This is a genomic window from Streptomyces sp. CB01881, assembly GCF_002953255.1.
Lineage (GTDB): Bacteria > Actinomycetota > Actinomycetes > Streptomycetales > Streptomycetaceae > Kitasatospora.
In genome coordinates, this window is sequence record NZ_CP026498.1 from 6,428,892 (window position 1) to 6,443,282 (window position 14,391).

Here is a 14,391-nt window from a genome sequence, read left to right on the forward strand (position 1 = left end):
CTCTTCATGATTCAATAACCGCCATTGCCGCCCCCGCCACTCCTTTTAATGTGATGTCTATCACATGGCTTGACATGCAACTTTTGGGCCGAATGCCCGTCTAACAGGTGGGATCCACATGCGTGCATTAGACGTGCCGTCTAACAACTCTCGGTATGCGATTCGATCGGCCCTATGCGACAAGTCGGACCTTTCGGCGACGCGCCTGCGGCTCATACAGCGCCAGCAGCAGAGCCTCTGCTCGGTCTGGAGAACTCACCCCCCTCGCCTTCATTGACCGCTTGGACTCGATCACCGTCCGGCCGCTCGCGCTCGTGCCGAGCTTGGGCGCGGACAGCTGGGCCTGAGTTCGCCGGTCCACGCGCAGGCGCAGCGCCGATGCGGCGGGCGAGACCAGCGCCCGGGTCGCCAGCCACATCTCGTCGCGCTGCGTCGCAGGGCGCAGCGTGGCCGCCTCGTCGTCCCGGCTCGGCGCCTCACTGACGACGACCGACACGATCTCCGCCTCGTGCAGCCCTTCCCGCCGCCACGCCGCCAGGAGGCCGGCCACACCCCAGCCGACCCCGACTCCATCGACCTTGACCCGGACGGGGAGCCGGGTGCCGAGCGTCCCCGCGAGGACCTGAGCCGCCAGGATCTCGCGCAGCACGACGCCGGCGACCGCGACGGGGTCGGCGTTGTCCTGGCCGGCCGTGGCGTGGCGCAGCTCCACAAGGTCGCCGACCGCGCGGGCGATCACCATCTCGTCTCCGCCTCCGGCAGCGACGTCGACGCCCAAGCGCACCCACGCGCCGGCCTTCACCCGGTACGGGGAGGTCTCGCCGTCCAGGCCGAGACCCTTGAGCACGTGGAAGTCCTCACCGTCGGGCTCGGTGGCGTCGGCTGCGGCCTCGATCCAGGACGCCGGGATGGCCCGGGCCTGGCCGCCGCGCGGGAACTGGGCGTGCACCTTGGCCTGGACGAACGGAGCGTCCTCCCCGTGGTCCCGGATCGTGTCCTGCACCCACTCGGGGTCGACGAGGTGGGAGGCGAGCAGGTGCGCCGGCGCCTGCGGTGGGCAGGACCGGCAGCGCCGGGTCCGCTCGCCCGACATCAGCGGGGTGTCGTAGACGCTGATCGGGAGCACGTGCACGGCCGGGTCGGCGCAGGTCTGCTCGAACCAGCTGCCCTCGTCGTCGGTCGGTGGGTTGCCGATCAGCAGGGCTCGGGTGTGCTCGCCAGTGAGCACTCCGCGCATGGCAGCGCCGATGATCCGGCCGATACCGCCGGCCTCGTCCACGATGAACATCAACCGCGGTGCGTGGATGCCCTGCACGGCGGACTCGTCGTGGTCGGGAGCCGAGAAGCCGTACGCCACCACGACGTCCGAGCCGTGGGAGTCCGGCATCTTCCACTGGGTGACGCCCACCTCTCCGGGCAGGCCCGCCCGGGCGACGATCTGCCGGATGTGGGGCCACATCTGACGCTGCACCTGCCGGGCACGGGTGGCGGTGGTGACCGTGAGGGCGGTGCCGGGCGGGTGGACGACCGAGGACCACACGGCCGCCCTCGCCGCGATGTGGGTCTTGCCGGAGCCGAAGCACGAGGGGACGGCGACCCGGCGGTGGTCCACCAGGGCTTCCAGGATCTCGCGCTGGCGGCTCCACTGGGATTCGCCGAGGACGTCTTCGACGAACCCGACGGGGTCGTCGGCCCACAGGGCGTACGGGGTGCCGGCCTCGTCCTTGGCGGCGGCGAGGACCTGGGCCCAGTCTCTGGCCGCTAGGCCGTCGTAGAAGCGGCGGCGGACGGCCGGTGGCGAGGCTGCGAGGTCGGTGTACAGGCGGCGGCCGGCCTTGCCAGGGCGAGGCGCTGGCAAGGATGGCAGGGGCTGCTTCACGCGCTCCCCCACGGGTCGGGATCGATCGGCAGGCCACAGTGCACGGCTGTCGGCGGTGTGTCGCGTCGAGCCCCACAAGACGAGAACATACCTCAGTCAGCTTTATGGACTTAAGTCTGTTTCTCTGCGAGGCTGGTCCTGCCAGCCGGGGACCGCGAACCCCCAGCCCACACACAAGGAGACCAACCATGGCCCTGACCAACCGGATCACCGCCCGCCACGCCGCCGTCGCCCTCGCCGTGGCCGCCGCATTCACCACCGGAACCACCCTCGCGTCCCGCCCGGCCGCCACCCCGGCCACTCCCCTCACCCCGGCCGCCCCGGCCACCGCGTTCCTGAGCCCGGCCCCGGCGCAGCCCGTGATCACCCCCTCCGCTCCCACCGCCCCGGTCCTGCCGACCTGCCCCGCCCCGGCCGCCGCCGCACCCGGCCTTGCCACCGCCACCCTGACCACCCCCATCCCCACCATCACCGCCCCGGCCGCCCCGGCGACCGTCACCGAGCCCGCCCCGACCGTCACCGTGACGGTCACCGCCACTCAGGTGGTCACCGCCCCGACCCCGGCCGCACCCAGCACCAGCAGCCCGGCCACGATCCTGCCGACCGCCCCCCAGGCCCCGAGCCCGACCGCCACCCGCAGCCCGCTGCAGCCCAGCAACAGCCCGCAGCCGACCCACTGACCGCCCAGCCGGGCCCTTCCCGCACCGGGAAGGGCCCGGCCCGTTCACCGGCCGACGTGCTGCGGCGGCAGAGAGAGCACCCACCCCTGCGCCGTCTTCGTCGCCACGACCCCGAGCTCCGTACGCGCCCGCTGAACCGTTCGCGGAGCCAGGCCCACGCCTGCAGCGGCCGCACTCACATCCCGGGCCGGCACGGGCCCCCCGGCCAGCAGCCCTTCCAGGAACCTGTAGGCCCCGGTGCTCGCCGGACGCCGACGGCACAGGTCGGCGCTCTCGATGGCCCGGCCCGTGCCCCGCGAGAAGCGCGAGTTCCACACCACCGGCCGGTTACGGACGGCCTGGCAGAACTGCAAGCCACCCATGACCTTCCACGACTCGCTGGCAACCGGCACCAGCGCCTTCGAGCGCTTAGGCCCGTTCACAGCCATGTGCACCGCCGCGACACTCCCCAGCTCCGCAGCCTCCTGCGCGCGGCGCGATGCCAGCCAGCCGGCCCGCTTGGACGCGTCCCTCACCGCCAGCACGGCCACCCCGAGATCCTTCGACATCTCGCACAGCGCCTGCAACGCCATCTCTGCGGGCACCCGGTAAGGGCACACCAGCATCACGTCCACCACGAGCAACTCGACGCCCCGGCCGCGCAGCAGTTCCTCAACCTGCGCCAGGTCGGCCGGCAGTCGCAGCCCCCGCTGGCCACCGCGCCCACCCAGGACCTCAATCACTTCGGTCCGCCCGGAATCCGCACCAGAGGCCGCCAGCAGCCGCCGCGCGTCGGCCGTGGTGTGCGGCGCCGTCAGCACCACCACGTCGTGGCCGGTGGGCGGGTGCTGGCCGTCCGGAAGACCAGACCCGGCCGACGCGCGAGCCGCCACATCCAACGCCACCGCCAGGGTGTTGACGCCGTCCTCCCCGTCGATCAGCGTCAGGCCGACCGACGGAAGGTAACCCGGCCAGATCCAGCCCGGACCGTCCTCGAACGCGGGCGGCGGTACCACCACGTACTGCGCGCCGATCCTCAGAGCCGCCGCCACGTCTTGCGGGTCGCAGCCGGCGCCCAGGCAGTCCAACTCGACTCGGGCATCGCCAGCAGCAAGCACGAGTAGGGAGCCCTGCCGGTCGTCGTGGGCTGGGCACCTTGCCAGCCATCCCCCTTCAGTCGGCCTCACGTTCCCCCAGCGGCGCAGCGCTTGCTGCACCACCTCGTAAGGACTCTCCGACAACTCGATCATTCCTCCTTCGTTCAATCGGCGAGAGTCGCGTCGCTTCGCAGCGATGCGCCCCGCCCCCTCTTCGATGCGCCGACCGGACAGGCCGACTGACGCCACGACAGCTCGTGACTACAGGACGTCCCAACTGGCAGGCGGTTGCGCCAAACCGAGCAGCCTATCCCCGGTCCGGGACCGGGCCACAGGTCCGAACGTCCCTGTTCACCGGGCCAGGCGGACACGTCGCCGCATGCGGCACGAACAGCCGCTCGTACGGCAGCAACGGCAGCTCCCGGGTGGGCCGGCGTGAGCGAATCGTCCCGACGCCATCCCGGTAGACCGCGGTGTTCCCCCGATGGGAAGGCTCAGGGTCGACGGCCAGGCGCGCCCCCGAGATGGTCACCGTCCAGTGCACCGGGCGCCGGCACCTGCGGCACCTCGACAGCCCTCGACGCGGCAGCACGGCTCACACCCCGCCGGTCGCCGGATCCGGGACGGCAAGCAGCGCAGCCACCTGCCGCCAGCCGTACATCGCCACCGCGTTCGCCTGACCGTGCTCGGCGATCGCGTCCAGAACATCCGCCGGTTCAACCGCGCCCTGGTCGCCCCCGGGCAGCGCCGCCATCAGTGGACGCTGCCCGGGCATGACCGTCGACGGCGGGCGCTTCCCGCCAGCAGGCAGCGCGTCCACGAGAGTCAGCGTCCTCGGCCCGGCCGCTGGCGAGCTGTCTTCCAGCGCGATGCGCCGCTCGATGCTCGCGAACCGCTCGGCCACCGACACCTGCGCCGCGTCTGCCACCCCTCGGTGCTGCGCCGGCCGCGTAGGGCGCTCTGAGGCCTGATCCGCAGGCGCCCCGGGCCGGAGCCGCTGCTCCCGCACCCACTTGCGCCACATCGCCTGCCAGTCGGCGCCCTGCGTGCCACGGCCGCGGTGCCAGTCCACGAACGCCTCGGTCGTGGCCGCCAGGCCTTCCCGGCCGCCGAGCCGGTCGAGGTGCCCCTCGGCAGCCGCCCACAGCAGAGCCGCCTCATCGGGTTCGAAGCCATCCGGAAGTGGGTGCCGGCGCGCCGGCCCCCACGGACGTACAGGCTCCCCACACGCATCAACCCCCTCCCTTCGGGAGGGGAGGGCAGGGGCCGGGCGCGCGCGAGGATCAGTTCGGTCCCCGGGGGACTCAGCGCCCTGACCTGGGCCGGTGTTCGTAGCGGGCGCGCGATCGGCTACCCGGTTGTCCGGTGAAGCGTCATCATCGGCGGGCGGATGACCGCCGCCGCGCTGCTGGCGCTTCTTCTCCGCCGCGCGCCGCCGGCGCTCCTGAACCTGCCGGCGGCTGGGGTTTGCGTCCAGGTAGTCGTGCATCACGAAGTCGCCCTCACGGACCTGCGGGCACTTCGGGCAGGTGTGCCGGGCGGCGTGCCACAGCCCGGCCGCCACGAGCTTCCGGACCTGCGAGGCGGTGCCGTTCTTGGCGGCGACCGCCCCGGGGATCACGCCGTCGGTCAGGTGGGCGCTGGCGTAGGCGCCGCAGCGGACCCACAGGCCAAGTGCCGCGTTGCCCGCCGAGAGGGTCTTGAAGTGGTCGTCGGTGCTGTCTCCAACAGCGAACCAGGACATGCCGGTGGTCTCCTACCAGGGGTTGTGTGCCGGGGCCGCAGTCCGGCAGATGGGTGGTCGGGCGCCGGGCCGTTCAGGCCGCCACGTCTGTGGGAGCGACCGCGTCGATGCCGAGCAGGGTGCGCAGCTTGGCGGTAGGAACCAGGAGGCGCCGGCCGACCGAGATCGTCGGGATGTCGCCGCGCCGGGCCGCGTTGTAGCTCGCGGCCTTCTGCAGGCCGAAGAGCCGGCCAGCCTCTGGCACGGTCATGGTCGGCTGGACTCGCGGGTCGGGCAGGACGGGAGTGTCGTCTGTCGTCGTCATGCCTGCACCCTGTCCCGGGCCGGGCCTTTTCGTCCCGCCGTCCACCTCCGGCACCGCCTGTCTCGGTACGTCTCATCAGCCACTCGCGCGGTACACGCGAGGCCACATTCATGCAGGTCACAGGGCATTCACGCCGCAGATGGCGTTCTTGACCTAAACGCGCTGACACAGGGTCACCTAAGTAAACGCGGGCTCTCGACCTGCTGAAACTCCCTATTTCACCGGCTAGTTGTTCGCTCGCGGTCCACACCCGTCCAGGCCTGTCCACGCGCACCGCAGGCAGACCACCTGTGTCCAGGCTCGACGCGACCCAAGGCACCCGCGCGCGTACGGTCTCCAACTTCCCCACCGCCCTGGGTCTGTGCCCCCACAAGCGCAGGTCCGTGACTGTGGGCACGCCCTGCACATCGGCCCGCTACGGGCCCGAGCACCGGATGAGAGGCCATGACCCCGCACCACCCGCGCCGCCGGCCGGAGGCGATCCGATGAGCAGCACCGGCTCGGTGTACCGCCGATGCACCTGCCGCGAGCCTGTCCGCGATGAGAACGGCAACCAGGTCCTCGATGCCGGCGGCAAGCCCAAGACGCGAGAGCTCGGCTCGAAGTGCCCCAAGCTCAAGGGCAAGAAGGCCCATGGCACCTGGTGGTACTACCTGCCGCTCAAGCCTGGCCCCGACGGCAAGCCTCGGCGTGACCGCAAGGGCGGCTACGAGGACAAGGACGAGGCCCAGAAGGCGCTGACCAAGGCGATCGGGAAGACCGACCGCGGTGAGGTGATCGATCACCGCACGACCGTGGCCCAGTTCCTGACCAAGTGGCTGGAGGGCAGGAAGACCCTCGAGCCCACGACTGCCAGTTCCTACGGCAGCCACATCCGCAACTACCTGCTCCCCGCGCTCGGGGACATCAAGCTGGAAGACCTGACGGTCGGCCCGATCCGCGACATGTTCGACGAGATCGAGGCGCGCAACCTCGTGATCGGATACGAGGTGGCGTTGGTCGCCAAGGCGCGGGCGGAGTACGCCGAGTGGAAGGCCGTGTACGGCCGCAAGCCCGGCCGGCCGAAGGCCGACGCTGCGCCGCCCGCCGTCCCACCGCCCGTGATACCCAAGCGCGAGCCGCACCCGCAGATGCGGGTCGTGGCTCCCGCGACGATGCAGCGCATCCGCGCGACGCTTCGGTCCGCCCTCACCCAGGCGATCCGTGAACTGCGGATCACCACGAACTGGGCGAAGCTTGTCGAACTGCCCTCCGGCAAGCGGCCCAAGGCCCTGCTGTGGACACCTGAGCGCGTCGCCGAGTGGCGGCGGACCAGCGAGAAGCCGTCCAAGGTGATGGTGTGGACTCCCGAGCAGGCGGGACAGTTCCTCGACGCGATCGAGAGCGACTGGCTTCGCGCCTTCTGGCACCTCGCGATCTTCCGAGGCCTCCGGCGCGGCGAAGGCGCCGGGCTGGAGTGGGCCAAGACCAGCCTCGACACCGCACTCATCACCGTGGACTGGCAGATCGTGACGGTGGATGGCAAGCCGCTCGGCAAGGCCCCGAAGCAGGACAGCGTCCGCACGATCGCCCTGGACAGCCACACCCTCCAAGAGCTTCGCGATCACCGCGACCGCATGGAGGAAGCCCGGAAGGAAGCCGCCGACGCCGGCCTACCGTGGCCCGAGCACGGCAGCGTCTTCGTCCGCGAGGACGGCGCCCCGATCAACCCGGACTACCTCACCGACCGCTTCGAGCTGCTGTGCGAACGCCTCGGACTCCCCCCGGTCCGCCTGCACGACCTTCGGCACCTGGCCGCCACGCTGCTTCTCGGCTCCGGCGCCGACCTCAAGGTCGTGCAGGAGGTGCTTGGGCACTCGACCATCGTCCTGACCGCCGACACCTACACCTCCGTGCTGCCCACGCTGGACCGCGAGAGCGCGGAGAAGGCTGCCGCACTCGTCCCCATGAAGACCCGCAGGACCAGCGACCAGCAGGCATACGTTCTGACCCTCGGCGGCCTCGAAGTCGCCGTGGTCACGAAGGAGCACGCCGAAGCCCTCGTGAACGAATGGAACACGCTCGTGGACGACCACGGCTCCGGGTTCGCGCATCGCCTTGCGGTGATGCCGGAGGAGGCCACGTCCTGGTCCGGTTTGGGCCGTCTCTGGGATCGGTTGCCTCGGCACACGGTCATCTTCTCCATCGCGGCCGCCTTCGACCGACGCAGCGGAACGCTGCTCTACCAGGCGCCCCTCATCGGCGGCCCGGCGTGGGAGTTCGAGCGGGACCTGTTCACCGACCAGGCCGCCCACAGCTCCGTAGAAGCACGGCTGGGCCTGCGCGGCCCGATCGAGGTCGTTGTCCGCGGCACCGACCAGGACGCCGTAATGGGTGCGTTCGCGCAGGCTCGCCAGGAAGCAGAAGCGCTGCAGCTGCGGTTCCAGCCTTCGACCGGACCGGATCAAGGCGAAGCCTCGGGCTCGGCCGACGCGGCCTGATCTCCGCGCCGGCAGGACCAGCGTGCGGTCGCTCAGGTCAGGCGTGCAGGCCAGCCATCTCCTCCAGCTGAGACGACGACCGCTTGGGACCCCGCGCCTCGCGGGTGCCCTACCGCCAAGTCCCTGATGGGTGGCCGGCAGAGAGACTCTTGGTCGGCGACATGCAAGCAGGTCGGGCCCGGTACGTTTCACGTACCGGGCCCGACCTGGATTGGTAGCGGGGACAGGATTTGAACCTGCGACCTCTGGGTTATGAGCCCAGCGAGCTACCGAGCTGCTCCACCCCGCGTCGGCACCGCTGACTGTACGGTACGGAAGGGCGCGGACGGTAATCAGTAACGCGGCCCTTGCTGCGGGTAGGAGGGCCGCCGCCCGCCCAATACTCAGGCATGTTCGAGCGGTTGGACATCGTCTGGAACCACGTCTGACCGAGTCCGCAGGACCCGCGGGCGATGCCTCAGCCTCCGAACTCTGGGACCGTCTGGCCGGCTTCGATCTCCACGACGACGTCCGGCACGACCGGAATGTACGTCATCGGCGCGCTACCAGGGAGCCCACCCGATTGTGCCAGGCAACTCCTCCAGCTGGTCGCCTGCCGGGCGCAGCTGGCCATTGCTCGATCACCGATGGCGCCGCAACGCTGAGGTGCAGCGTGGAAAAGCCGACCGCGACGACACCGGCGCCGAACCGCGTGCACAGGGGGGCCAGCCCCACCCGGGGTCAGCCGGGCCTGCGTGGGTTACGCAATATCGGGCGTACGCGGCCGAGTATCCAGAGATGATGTGGAGCAGGAGACCGGCTGACGCGACGGAGGATAGACATGGAGCGGTTGGAGCTGATCGTCGTGCAGCTCGAAGAGGCCAAGGGGATGATCGAGAAGGGGCGTGTGCCCAACCTGCGGTTGGCGTACCTACTCATCGACAGCGTGACCGAGCTGATCCTCCACCGAACCGTTCAGACGGAACTCCTGCACCAGGACATGCTCAAGAAGCTGCTGTTGGCCTACCAGCAGAACGCGGCCTACGGAATACCGGAAGACGCGGAAGAGGTCGCGTCCGTCGAGGCGCAGATCCTGTCCAAGTCCGACCTGAAGGGCATCGACCGCAACTTCGACGCCAAGGTCGGTCTGTTGGTCCGCCGCAACCTGCTCGACAAAGCGCTCGGCCCCGTCCTGGAAAAGCTGCACAAGTACCGCAACGAGATGTATCACCGCGACAAGCAGAGGCCCGAGATCATCAGGCCGGCCACCCTGATCTACTTCGACTCCGCATGCACAGTGCTGGAGTCGTACCGCCAGATGGTCATCAGCTACCCGGCCGACCTCGGCTCGGAGATCTGCCGCTTCACCGAAGGCAGGCACCCGGGCTTCGGCGAAGCGGAAGACCTCCCGAAGAAGATCGCCGCACAGCTACGCCGAGAGGTGGGACTCGACCTCCCGCAGGTGAGGGGTGCCCTCACCGCCTACCTTGATGCTCGGCTTGACCAAATGGTCGACGGCCTGGAGTTCATCGAGGACAACCTTTCCGGCCCGCCCCTCGTGCGTGGCGACGCCTTGCGGCTAGTGCAGGCGAACCTTTCCGCGAACCCGACGCTCGAACAGGTGCGTGGGCGGAAGTATCCGTACTCCAAGGTGGACCTGGAGCAGTGGCGAACCCGGATTGCCGCTCTGGAATCCATCGACGACAGGCACGCACTGGTCAGCGAGTACGCCGCCATCGAGGACTCCTTCGAGCCCCTGGAAGAGAAGATCAGCGAAGCTGTGTTCCAGGTCGACTGCGAGGTGCAGACCCAAATCGACTTCGCTCGCGGCAAGTAGGGGGCTCGACAAATCGCAGCACAGCACCGTCGGCGGGCGATACGGTCGTTAAGGTGCCCGTGGCGCCGGACTGATCGGGCGTTCCGCCGGTGGCTCGCAGGCTGATCCTCACCCCAGGAAGTCCGTCCGTGGAGTCCTGCCGGCCCTGACTACGCGGCGGAAGGAGGTGGCCCGATGTGGTTGAGCTTGGTTCGGGCCTCGACGCGGTCCTGGACGGCAAGCTCGGCCCAGAAGGTGTGCGCCCACACGACTCGCGCGGCCTCGCTCTCGGCCGCCAGCAGCCGCGAGCTCTGGGCACGCTGCTCGTCGGTGAGCTCCTGGCCTTCGCTGGTGCCCCAGACCGGCAGAGTGGCGAGGAATGCCGAGCGCTCGGCCCGTGCCGCCTCCAACGCCCACTGCGCCTGGCGCAGGTCCTGCGGATAATCGAACATCTTGTCGTTCTTCGCCACGGCCGCGATCGTACGCCAGCACAACCGGGGAACTCCGGCAGGCCCGCCGGGCGTGCGTCCAGCGGACTGACCAGGCGGTACGCCAGACAGTGGATCGGTGGCGCCCAGGCTGCTGTGAGGCCTGTGAGGGGGTGCTCGAACGGCACCCCCTCCGGCTCACCAGCGGTGCAGGTTGACCACGATGGCCACCACTGCCGCCAGCGCCTGGAGCACTCCTCGTGCGTACTCCAGCCACTGAGGCAGCGGCGCCTCGGCACCACGAGCGTTGTCGGCCAGCGGCCGCCGGCGAAACCAGCGCTCGATCATGGGCTCACCCTCCTTCCGGATCTCAGGCAGGACGTCCTCGCACCAGCCCCAAGCGACCGCAGGTTACGGCCGCTAGAAGTGCCGGAGCGCAGACCCTTCCTGCGCCTGTGAATAACTGACGGGCCGTGGAGAAACAGCTGGCGCTGTGTTGACCCGTCCGGGTGATGCGCCGCCCGACTACCTCCCTGCCCGCGATCCCATCTGAGCACTGCGGCCATCCGCAGGTTCCCGGCAAGTTCGGGGGGTTCTTCTGCGGGCCGGCGGACCGCTACCGTCGCGCCATGGCCCGCACCTCGCCAAGCCCCGCCGATGCCCGTCTCATCGAGTACGCCAGGAGCCAAGGAGTCGAGGTCACCGCCCGTCAGCTGGAGCGCTGGCGGGGCAAACCCGACCCGTTGCTCCCGCGCAACGAACGCTCCTGGCCTGGACGGCCTGTCGGCGGCAGCTCCTCGACCGCCGACGGAGAGATCGGCGAGCTGGTGGCCTGGCTCGGGAAGCACCAGAAGCAGGGCCGGAGCCGCGACCACCTGATCCTCGGCGCCTTCGCGGCCGGCCTTCGAGTTCCCGAGAGCTCAGTGCGCAGCGCGTTCGGTCGGCACGTGATCGAGATGGCCGCCGACCTCCGGAAGAACCTCGGCCCTCTCCTTCCTGGGGCCGACCCGGACGACTGGGTGGGGGACGGGGCGTCGCGGATCGCGCTCGAGCAGCAGCACCGCGGGGCGGGGGTGAACCGACGGATCCGCAAGATCGACAAGTCGCTACGCGAGCTCCCGGCCCTTGCCGAGTTCTGGCCCACGATCGGCGCCCTGGACGGCTCCGCCGGCGCCGAGCCGCTGGACAACGCCGGACTGGCGTTCCACTCCGTGCTCGGGATCCTGCTTGGAGCCGATGGCATCATGCCGGAGACAATCGCCCGGGTCGTTCGAAGCCGCTCCGGAGTCAGCGATCTCAACCCCGGCGCCTACCTGCTGGAGACCGACAACGGCGATCCTCTCCAGGCCCTCCGCGACGCACCGGCGCACCAGGTGCCAGGGTTGCCGGAAAGCAGCATGCTTCACCACCTCCACTCACTCGTCCTGGACACACCACTGGAGCGCCTGCGGGCTGCTTGGCAGGCGGCCGGCACTCTCGCCACGTGGGCGGAGGACCTGTGCGCAGCCGTCGAAACTGAGATCGCATATGGCCTTCCTGGACCCGCCAGCGAGAAGTGGATCTACGGCATGCTGTTCTCGCTCAGCCGGGACCTGATTCGGGTGGGACTGGCTGAACCGAACCCGACGCCAAGTCAACAGTGCTCGTCGGCACTGTCACTGCTGTTCGTGGCCGGGGGGACCGAAGCAGCCCTCGCGCTGGCCGACGAGGACGGCCGGCACCGTGCCGATCTCCTGACCCCAGCGCCCCTTCGCCCCTTGGTGGCCGGCCTGCCCGCCAGATGACGTGCACTGCGGCGGCACGGCGCGGCCGCGCCGACCGGTGGGACCTCAAGGCTTCAACTGGTCCCGCATGTCGTCGTAGATCGGCGTCACACCGACGCGCTCGAAGAACGCGTTGGCGAAGGAGAGCATCGACATCCACGCCCAGGCAGCGCAGCCATGCCCCAGGCAGCGGTCCGGGAAGAACGGGTTGCCCTGGCTCGTGAACGGGTTCTCCGTGAAACTCCGGTCGGACAGGCCCTTGGCGATGCCCTTGAGAGCTTCCTGCGACGCCCCCGCCCCTGCGCGCCATTCCGGGCGGTAGTGCACCAGCTCATTCCGGAGCTGGACCACCAGCCGAGCATCCTGGAATGGCTTGGTGCCGGCCTCGAAGGGCTCGCGACCGAGTAGCTCAAGCACGAGCTCGATCCGCTCCAGAAGCGAGGTCCGCCTCCCGAATACCTTCATCAGGAACGTGAGATCGCGACGCTCGTCCGGCGGTAGCCCACCCTTGGCGCCCGCGAGCTCCAGGTTGTCCTCGGATGCAGAGCCCAGCAGTTCGTTGAGCGACGCCTCCAGGAACGCGACCGAGGCGAGAATCGACGCCACCGCGTAGGACTTGTGCTCTTCCGCCTCAGCCACCGACCACTGGAGTCCGCGACGCTTCTCGTCTTCGCTCGGCGCCGTTGGATTCCGCTCCAGTTCCCCACACCTTCGAGAGAACAGCGTGGCCGCACGCGCCTGATCGATCGAGTACCAGTGCCAGACCGCCACGGTGGCATCGAGGGCGTTCGCTCTCACCATGCCGAGCAGTCTGATGCCCGCCCTTGCCCACCAGCACGAGCCACGCCGCGGCGTTCGCCCAGTCTGCCGTGAGGTCGTCAGCCTCCCGATCGCTGTCTGGACGCCGTTTGGCCCACGGGCCTCGGAGGACACGGTCCGTGATTTTCAGAGCTTGAAAGAGACCCCGTTGGACGGCTGTGGACGTGGACGGAAAGGGGGGCGGTGGAGGCCGCGCGGGGGCGCTGTCCCGGCAGAATCCCCGCCGGGGGACATATCGGGCATGATTTCGGGCCGGCGAGCCACGCCAACTAGGCGTCAGAAATGAAAAGAGCCAGGTCAGATGATGTCTGACCTGGCTCCTGCTCTGTGGGCCGCCAGGGGCTCGAACCCTGAACCTACGGATTAAAAGTCCGCAGCTCTGCCAATTGAGCTAGCGGCCCGTGGCCCGCCCGTGCGGAACCGGCCACCGCGATCCTACCCGGTGTGACCCAGAGCTCCGCCAGTGGATTGCAGGGGCGCGCCGGGTCTCAGGAGGCCCGTTCGGCGGGCGGGCGGTAGTGCGCCGCGCGGACCCGGCGGAGCCAGGCCTCGGCGGGGCGCGGGTCGGGGGCGGCGGGGAGGACACCGGGGCGGGAGAAGCGCTCGACGGCTGCCGCGAGCAGGGGTTCGGCGGTGGCGGGGTGGTCGGCGATGCGTTCGCCGAGCCGGCGGACGCGTTCGGGATCGGGGATGCGGACGACGTTCTCGCCGGTCTCGTGGAGCCGGACGCCCTGTTCGACCAGGCGGACCAGGTGGCGGGCGTGCTTGGCGGCCCGGCGGCGGGCGGCCGGGTCGGTGGTGTCGCGGGTGAGCAGCTTGCGGAACTGCTGGTCCGCGTAGCCGAGATAGGAGTTGCGGACGGCCTTCGCGCTCAGGAAGGACGTCCGGATCGCGATCAGCTCCTCCCCCAGCGGGCTGCGCGTCTCGTACAGGTCGTCCGGCAGCCAGGCGAGTTCGGAGGCGGTCGGGTTGCAGCCGAGCGCGAGCCGGCACCACTTGGCGGCCTCGTGCAGCGTCACGTCGGGTTCGGTGCTGACGTGCGACTCGGCCGGGCGGTGCAGCCCGTGGAACTCCTCGGTGGGGGCGGCGAAGAGGCCGAGCCGGTCGATGTCGGAGCCGGCGTGGGCGAAGCCGTACGCGGTCGAGCCGACGACGCCCGAGAGCAGGACGGTGCCGGGTGCGGTGGTCATGGGCGGGCCTCCTTACGGCCGGATCTCGGCGCGGTCAGAGGAGTCTGCCCTGCGGGGCCGCGCCGGGCGAATGAATTCCGACCGGGGGCCGGGGCGGACGGACGGGCTGCGGCCGGGGCCGCGCTGGGCGGGCCGCTTCCGGCCGGGCGCCGGGGCTCGCTGCGCGCGGCGGACGCGCCGGGCGGACGGGCTGCGGCCGTGTGCCCGGGCTCGCTGCGCGCGGCGGCCTCCGG

At 70.2% G+C, this 14,391-nt stretch carries 12 protein-coding genes and 2 tRNA genes; 4 read left to right on the forward strand and 10 right to left on the reverse strand.

The annotated features are described in order from the left end of the window. Positions 1-172: 172 nt before the first annotated feature. Positions 173-1,858, reverse strand: coding sequence for a DEAD/DEAH box helicase family protein (locus C2142_RS17790; RefSeq protein WP_148643563.1), 1,686 nt, complete (start codon positions 1,856-1,858; stop codon positions 173-175). A gap of 209 nt (positions 1,859-2,067) precedes the next feature. Between C2142_RS17790 and C2142_RS17795 the strand changes: the two genes are divergently transcribed. Then, complete coding sequence (locus C2142_RS17795) at positions 2,068-2,559, forward strand: hypothetical protein (RefSeq protein ID WP_153882787.1); 492 nt, start codon at positions 2,068-2,070, stop codon at positions 2,557-2,559. A 44-nt stretch (positions 2,560-2,603) separates the two neighbouring features. Here the strand turns inward: C2142_RS17795 and C2142_RS17800 are convergent, their stop codons facing one another. From C2142_RS17800 to C2142_RS17810, 3 genes are all read right to left on the reverse strand, one after another. Continuing rightward, positions 2,604-3,788, reverse strand: a complete 1,185-nt coding sequence (locus tag C2142_RS17800) for an AAA family ATPase (RefSeq protein WP_148643564.1) — start codon at positions 3,786-3,788, stop codon at positions 2,604-2,606. A gap of 442 nt (positions 3,789-4,230) precedes the next feature. Then, entirely contained in the window at positions 4,231-5,379 is a 1,149-nt protein-coding gene (locus C2142_RS17805) for a hypothetical protein (RefSeq protein WP_148643565.1), read from the reverse strand. Positions 5,380-5,452: 73 nt separating this feature from the next. After that, a complete protein-coding gene (locus C2142_RS17810) occupies positions 5,453-5,683 on the reverse strand; it encodes a helix-turn-helix domain-containing protein (RefSeq protein ID WP_148643566.1) in 231 nt (76 codons plus the stop codon). Positions 5,684-6,168: 485 nt separating this feature from the next. Here C2142_RS17810 and C2142_RS17815 point away from each other — a divergent pair, with 485 nt between their 5' ends. Then, positions 6,169-8,163: a site-specific integrase gene (locus C2142_RS17815; protein WP_148643567.1), complete on the forward strand. Its 1,995-nt coding sequence runs from the start codon at positions 6,169-6,171 to the stop codon at positions 8,161-8,163. Between the two features lie 212 nt (positions 8,164-8,375). Here C2142_RS17815 and C2142_RS17820 read toward each other — a convergent pair. Then, a tRNA-Met gene (locus C2142_RS17820) sits at positions 8,376-8,452 on the reverse strand. A 531-nt stretch (positions 8,453-8,983) separates the two neighbouring features. Here C2142_RS17820 and C2142_RS17825 point away from each other — a divergent pair. Further along, positions 8,984-9,979: a hypothetical protein gene (locus C2142_RS17825; protein ID WP_148643568.1), complete on the forward strand. Its 996-nt coding sequence runs from the start codon at positions 8,984-8,986 to the stop codon at positions 9,977-9,979. Between the two features lie 149 nt (positions 9,980-10,128). Here C2142_RS17825 and C2142_RS17830 read toward each other — a convergent pair whose 3' ends face one another. Together C2142_RS17830 and C2142_RS17835 are read right to left on the reverse strand one after the other, a co-directional pair. Next, positions 10,129-10,428 carry a hypothetical protein gene (locus C2142_RS17830; protein WP_148643569.1) on the reverse strand — a complete coding sequence of 100 codons (300 nt, stop codon included), beginning with the start codon at positions 10,426-10,428 and terminating at the stop codon, positions 10,129-10,131. A gap of 156 nt (positions 10,429-10,584) precedes the next feature. Continuing rightward, a complete protein-coding gene (locus C2142_RS17835; RefSeq protein ID WP_153882788.1) occupies positions 10,585-10,734 on the reverse strand; it encodes a hypothetical protein in 150 nt (49 codons plus the stop codon). Between the two features lie 281 nt (positions 10,735-11,015). On the opposite strand from C2142_RS17835, the gene C2142_RS17840 reads away from it, so the two are divergent. Then, positions 11,016-12,170, forward strand: a complete 1,155-nt coding sequence (locus C2142_RS17840) for a hypothetical protein (protein ID WP_148643570.1) — start codon at positions 11,016-11,018, stop codon at positions 12,168-12,170. Positions 12,171-12,215: 45 nt separating this feature from the next. Here C2142_RS17840 and C2142_RS17845 read toward each other — a convergent pair whose 3' ends face one another. The 3 genes from C2142_RS17845 to C2142_RS17855 form a co-directional block, all read right to left on the reverse strand. Next, a complete protein-coding gene (locus tag C2142_RS17845) occupies positions 12,216-12,950 on the reverse strand; it encodes a hypothetical protein (RefSeq protein WP_148643571.1) in 735 nt (244 codons plus the stop codon). 346 nt (positions 12,951-13,296) lie between these two features. After that, positions 13,297-13,369, reverse strand: a tRNA-Lys gene (locus C2142_RS17850). Between the two features lie 87 nt (positions 13,370-13,456). Continuing rightward, a complete protein-coding gene (locus tag C2142_RS17855) occupies positions 13,457-14,158 on the reverse strand; it encodes a nucleotidyltransferase domain-containing protein (protein ID WP_148643572.1) in 702 nt (233 codons plus the stop codon). Positions 14,159-14,391 lie beyond the last annotated feature (233 nt).